Source organism: Pseudarthrobacter sp. B4EP4b, assembly GCF_006680095.1.
Taxonomy (GTDB): Bacteria; Actinomycetota; Actinomycetes; order Actinomycetales; family Micrococcaceae; genus Arthrobacter.
On the sequence record NZ_VHIJ01000029.1, the window covers coordinates 98029 to 104301 of the forward strand.

Sequence of the window (6273 nt, forward strand, 5' to 3'; positions counted from 1 at the left end):
TTCCGCGTGGCCCTGCGCGTGGCCCGCCGGGACATCAGGAGGCACAAGGGGCGGTCTCTGCTCATCATCCTGCTGATCATGCTTCCTGTTGCAGGCATGACCGGGGCCGCCACGTTGTTCCAGAGCAGCCAAAAAACGCCCGAAGAAATTGTCCGGTTCGAGCTCGGCGGAACGCAGGCCCGGTTCAGCACCCTGCCTGCTCCCAACGCCGACTCCGTCCAGGACCCGCTCAACGACGCCATGGTGGTTTCCAGCTCCGGCGTCTACGATCCGGACTTCAAGCCGGCCAATCCCCGGGACCTTCTTCCGCCGGGCTATGAGGTGTTGCCGCTCCGGCAGCTCAACCTGACAACCGGGGTCGGGGCGGCGCTGGTGTCACTGCAGGGCAGGGTGGTGGACGCGCTGCATCCTGCCTTCGCCGGGAAATTCACGCTGCTTGAGGGCAGGGCTCCGCATGCCGCCGGCGAGGCCCTGGTGTCCCCGGGGCTGCTTGAGCGGTTCAGCCTGGGATTCGGCGAGGAATTTACGACGTCGGCCGGTACCTTCGTGCCGGTGGGAACCGTCCGCGATGCGGATGCCTCTGACCGGAACTCCGTCATTTTCCTCGGGCAGGAGCAGGTGCCGGAGGCAGTCCTCAACGAGGGGCCGCAATCCCCGCACTCGATGTCCTACTACCTGGCTGGCTCCGAAGCGGTGACCTGGCCGCAGATCCTCGCGGCAAACCGGCAGGGTGTCAGCGTGCTCTCCCGCAGCGTGGTGCTCAATCCGCCGTCCCTGGCCGAGCGCAGTGTCGACGGCGTCCCGCCGCCACCATCGTCGTCGGGAGCTGTGGCGCTGTACACAACGTTCGGCCTGGTCGCTGCCCTGGCGCTCCTGGAGGTGGGCCTCCTGGCGGGGGCTGCCTTCGCCGTCGGTGCTAAAAGGCAGGTCCGGGAACTGGCTTTGCTGGCAGCATCCGGAGCCGACACCCCCACCGTCCGCTCCGTGGTGACATCGGCCGGGCTCTGGCTTGGCAGCATCGCCGTTCTCGCCGGGGCCGCCCTGGGGCTCGGGTCCGGGGCAGCAGTGGTTTACTGGGTCCGCTCCATGGGTTCGGCCCGCTTTGCCGGCGTCCACCCCGACGTCCTGCTGACGGTAGTGGCCATGGTCCTGGGACTGGTGTGCTGCCTGCTCGCAGCCATGGCCCCGGCCAACCAAGTTGCGAGGCAGGCGGCCCTGGTCGCACTCAAGTCGGGGCGGGCACCCGCCGGTAGTGCGAAGCGAACCACCATAGCCGGCGCCGTGCTGCTGCTTTTGGCTGGCGCACTGCTGGCGGCGGGCTGGCTTCTGGGAGAGTCGGCCGGGGATCCGGACCGGAGGGCCGGGCAACTGCCGGTGGTCACCTCCCTGCTGATTGGGGGCGCCGTGCTGGCCGTCGCCGCGCTGGTGCTCCTGGCCGGATACCTCGTTGCCCTGCTGACCGCGCGGACGGGTGCGCTGCCGTTGTCCTTGCGGATGGCTGCCCGTGATTCGGCCAGGAACCGGGGCCGCACGGTGCCGGCGGTAGGGGCCGTCCTCGCCGCCGCCACGCTGGCCAGCGCCGCACTGGTCCTTGCGGCCAGCCAGCAGGCAATGATGCGGGAGAACCATTCATGGACCGCGCTGGAAAACCAGGCCTTCCTGCCGCTGTCCCTGGAGCAGCCCCTCCTGCCGGACGGAAGCACCCAGCCGGCGGTTGTCGTCGATCCGGCTGAACTCGCTTCCGCCGTGGAAGGTGCCACCGGCAACGTTGCCTGGACCAGGACCATCAGTGCGCCGGGGTACGTTCAAAACTGCGCTTTTGGCAATGGCACGGACGTGTCGGGGCCGGCACGCACTGCCACCTCCAATTGTCTGCAGTACTTGCTGTCCAGACCGGCCGGCAACGAGTGCCCGATGACACCCGAGCGCAGGGTGGCGGACCCTGAGGACTGGCGTTGCCGGGGTTCCCTCGCCCAGTCGCCGGGCTCCCAGGGTTCCATCCTGGTGGGCGGCGCGGACGAGATCAGTGCCGTCCTCGGCATCGAGGCCGGACCTGAGGCCCTGGCAGTTCTGGAGGCCGGCGGCATGGTGGTCACCAACCCGGTCTTCGTTCGGAACGGGACGGTGGTGCTCGAGGGCCAGGACGTGCGCACGCAGGCCCAGGATCCGGCCGACCCTTCCCGGATGCATCAGACGGTTACCAGCAGCACGCTTCCCGCCATTGTGGTTGAACCCGCCCAGGCCCTTCCTTACTACGGAGTCATTTCGCCGGAGACGGCCCGGCGACTGGACCTGCGTCCCGAGCCGGCCGAGCTCCTGGTCCAGCTCAACAGCTTTCCCTCGGCCGGTGAGAGGGACGCTGCAGCCGGGGCCGTCGCCGCCGTGTACCAGCAGCCCGCCGTCGGATTCTGGGCCGAACCGGGCATCACCCAGGGCGACTCATGGATGACCTGGTCCATCGTGGCCATCAGCGCCGTGATTACCTTCAGCGCCGCAGGCATCACCACAGGTCTTTCCCTGGCAGATGCGCGCGCGGACCATGTAACGCTCGCCGGCATTGGTGCCTCGCCCCGCCTGCGGAAGAGCCTTGCCGGTTCCCAGGCGCTGCTGACCGCTGGGCTGGGGACCCTGCTCGGCAGCATCGCCGGGGCCCTGCCGGCGGTGCTCGTTGCAGGTTCCACCGAGCTGCGCACCGCCGTCGAGGTGCCCTGGCTGCACCTGCTGGCGCTCGTCTTTGCGGTGCCCCTGGCCGGCGGCCTGCTGGCCTGGCTCTTCACCCGTGCGCGATTGCCGGCGTCACGGCGCACGCTGGGTACCTGAAAGGGACCCCCGCGCACCTGAACAGGGTCTTTGGTCCCGCGGGGGTCTTTCTGATTGGCGCCGGCAGGCTTACCGTGGGGTGAGGAGCTGCCCTCCGGGCAGCCGTGCAAGGGACCGGCACCACCTTCGACGGCGGTGCGGCCCGACGCTCGTCGCCGGGTGCCTGCCGTTCGGCGCAGGCTGGTCCTGATCACGGCAAAACACAGTCCGGTCCAAGCTCCCCGTTGGTAGGGTGCCTGTCAGCAGATGGGGACGAATCTCAAGGAGGAGACATGGCCGGAACACCGGATCATCGACGGAGCGCAACCCGGGGGGAAGGTGCGGTCGCCACCGATACCTCACTACCGCCGTCGGCAATTGACGAGACCGTCCGCGAGGCGGAAGAGAAGAAATGGACGCCCGGAAAAGTTGCCCTCTGGGCAGCGATTGCCCTGCTGGGCGGCGTGGCCTGGTTTATGCTCGCGATCATACGCGGCGAGACAGTCAACGCCATCTGGTTCGTTTTTGCTTCTGTTTGTACGTACCTGATCGGATACCGCTTCTACTCCAAGGTCATCGAGCGATACATCACCAGGCCTGATGACCGCCGGGCCACCCCCGCTGAATACAAGGCGGACGGCAAGGACTACGTGCGCACGGACCGGAACGTCCTGTTCGGCCACCACTTTGCCGCCATCGCCGGCGCGGGCCCCCTGGTGGGCCCGGTCCTTGCCGCCCAGATGGGCTACCTGCCCGGCACTATCTGGATCATCATCGGCGTCGTGCTTGCAGGCGCAGTGCAGGACTACCTGGTGATGTTCTTCTCGATGCGGCGCGGCGGGCGCTCGCTGGGACAGATGGCGCGCGAGGAACTCGGCGTCATCGGCGGCACCGCTGCCCTGGTGGCCACCCTGCTCATCATGGTCATCATCGTGGCCATCCTCGCCCTGGTGGTGGTCAACGCCCTGGCCGAAAGCCCGTGGGGCGTCTTCTCCGTTGGCATGACCATCCCCATCGCGCTGTTTATGGGCGTCTACCTCCGGTTCCTGCGGCCGGGCAAGGTGATGGAAGTTTCGCTGATCGGGTTTGTCCTGCTGATGGCGGCCATTATCGGGGGCGGCATGGTGGCTCAGACCCAGTGGGGCGTGGACATCTTCACCCTGGACCGGGTGACCATCGCCTGGGGCCTCATTGTTTACGGCTTCATCGCGGCGATCCTGCCGGTCTGGCTGCTTCTGGCCCCCCGGGACTACCTGTCCACGTTTATGAAGATCGGCGTGATCGTGATGCTCGCGCTGGCCATCATTGTGGTCCGCCCGGAGATTACCGTTCCGGCGTTCAGCGAATTCGCCAGCAGGGAGAACGGCCCCGTGTTCCCCGGCGCGCTGTTCCCGTTCCTGTTCGTGACCATCGCCTGCGGAGCCCTGTCCGGCTTCCATGCGCTGATCTCCTCGGGCACCACCCCCAAGCTGGTGGAAAAGGAACGGCAGACCCGCTTCATCGGTTATGGCGGCATGCTGATGGAGTCCTTCGTCGCCATCATGGCCCTGCTGGCAGCAATCTCGATTGACCGCGGCCTCTACTTCGCCATGAACTCGCCCGCGGCCCTGACCGGCGGAACCGTCGAAACGGCCGCCACATGGGTCAACAGCCTCGGCCTGTCCGGCGTCAACCTCAGCCCGAACCTGCTCTCGGAGACCGCCGCGAACGTGGGCGAGGAAAGTATCGTCTCCCGCACCGGCGGCGCACCCACACTGGCCGTGGGACTCGCCCACATCATGCAGCAGTTCATCGGCGGCACGGCCATGATGGCGTTCTGGTACCACTTCGCCATCATGTTTGAAGCCCTCTTCATCCTCACCGCTGTTGACGCCGGAACGCGCGTTGCCCGGTTCATGCTCCAGGATTCCATCGGCAACTTTGTTCCCAAGTTCAAGGAAGCGTCCTGGCGGCCCGGCGCCTGGCTCTGCACGGCGGTCATGGTGGGTGCCTGGGGTGCGGTGCTGCTGATGGGCGTGACTGATCCGCTGGGCGGCATCAACACGCTGTTCCCGCTGTTCGGCATCGCCAACCAGTTGCTGGCCGCCATCGCCCTGGCTGTTTGCCTGGCCATCGTGGCCAAGCAGGGCACCTTCAAGTACCTCTGGATCGTGGCCTTGCCGCTGGCCTTCGCAGCGGTGGTCACCATTACCGCCAGCTACCAGAAGATCTTCTCGCCCACCCCGGCGGTGGGGTACTTCGCCAACAACGCCGCCTTCAGCAAGGCGCTCGCGGACGGGAAGACCGAATTTGGCACGGCTAAATCGGTGGCAGCCATGGAAGCTGTGGTGCGCAATACCGCTATCCAGGGCTGGCTTTCAGTCATCTTTGTGGTGCTCAGCATCGTCGTGATCGCGACGGCGTTGCTCGCCACCGTGAATGCGTTCCGGAGCCGCGCACACGGGACAGCCGTGAAGGACAACGAGGATCCCGCCAGGCCTTCGCGCGTCTTTGCCCCCGCCGGGCTGATTCCCACACCCGCCGAGCGGGAGCTGATGGCTGAATGGGACAAGGTCCCGGCCGAGCTGAGGTTCGAGCGGGCAGGACACCACTGATGAGCACCGGACTGGCTGCCGTCACCCGCGGCTTCCGCGGGTTCGCGCGCTACCTCGGCGGTGTCCTGGGGGCGGACGCCTACACCAAGTATCTGGAGCACCACCAGGCCTCAGGGCACAACACGCCGCCGCTGAGCGAGCGGGAGTTCTGGCGGGACCGGACGGACCGGCAGGACTCCAATCCGCAGGGCCGGTGCTGCTGATTGGGTCCTGCAACGGATGATTGAGCCCATAGCGGACAGCGTGTCAGCGGAGTTCATGGAGTGGACCCCGGGCGGATCGCTCATGAGAGTATGAACGCATGAGCGATCCGAACGACACTCAGGCACCTGAGGACCTCCCGGTAGAGGGCACCACCATCGATGACAGCCAGCCGGCGCCAGCGCCGGCCGTGCCGGAAAACGGCAGCAAACCCAAAGGCAGCAACCTGCAGGACCTGGTTGATGAACCGGCCAAGGTGATGCGGATCGGCACAATGATCAGGCAGCTCCTGGAGGAGGTGAAGTCCGCCCCGCTGGACGACGCCGCACGGGGAAGGCTCGCCGAAATCCACGAGCGCTCCATCAAGGAGCTCGAGGACGGGCTGGCGCCTGAACTGGTGGAGGAACTCGACCGGATCAGCCTGCCGTTCTCTGACGACGCCACCCCCTCCGACGCTGAACTGCGGATAGCGCAGGCCCAGCTGGTGGGCTGGCTCGAAGGGCTGTTCCACGGCATCCAGACAGCCATCGCAGCACAGCACGCCGCCCGCGAACACGCCGCGGCGCAGTTGCAGCTCCGGCAGCTCCCGCCTGGCACGGTGATCGCGCCCGGTGTGGTGATCGGGGAAAACGGCGAGCCGCAGCGTGCCCCCGCCGGCCCCCGGCCCGCCGCTCCAGGC

The 6273-nt window shown here is 67.1% G+C and carries 4 protein-coding genes; all 4 read left to right on the top strand.

What is annotated here, in order from left to right; all coding sequences use genetic code 11:
* Positions 1-6 precede the first annotated feature (6 nt).
* Entirely contained in the window at positions 7-2820 is a 2814-nt protein-coding gene (locus FNL14_RS10560; protein WP_255470785.1) for an ABC transporter permease, read from the top strand.
* A 272-nt stretch (positions 2821-3092) separates the two neighbouring features.
* A complete protein-coding gene (locus tag FNL14_RS10565; protein WP_142059847.1) occupies positions 3093-5393 on the top strand; it encodes a carbon starvation CstA family protein in 2301 nt (766 codons plus the stop codon).
* Complete coding sequence (locus FNL14_RS10570; RefSeq protein WP_091422215.1) at positions 5393-5596, top strand: YbdD/YjiX family protein; 204 nt, start codon at positions 5393-5395, stop codon at positions 5594-5596. The genes FNL14_RS10565 and FNL14_RS10570 overlap by 1 nt, the downstream gene beginning before the upstream one ends.
* A gap of 98 nt (positions 5597-5694) precedes the next feature.
* The coding region (locus tag FNL14_RS10575; RefSeq protein WP_142059849.1) for a bacterial proteasome activator family protein at positions 5695-6273 on the top strand (579 nt) is incomplete at its 3' end.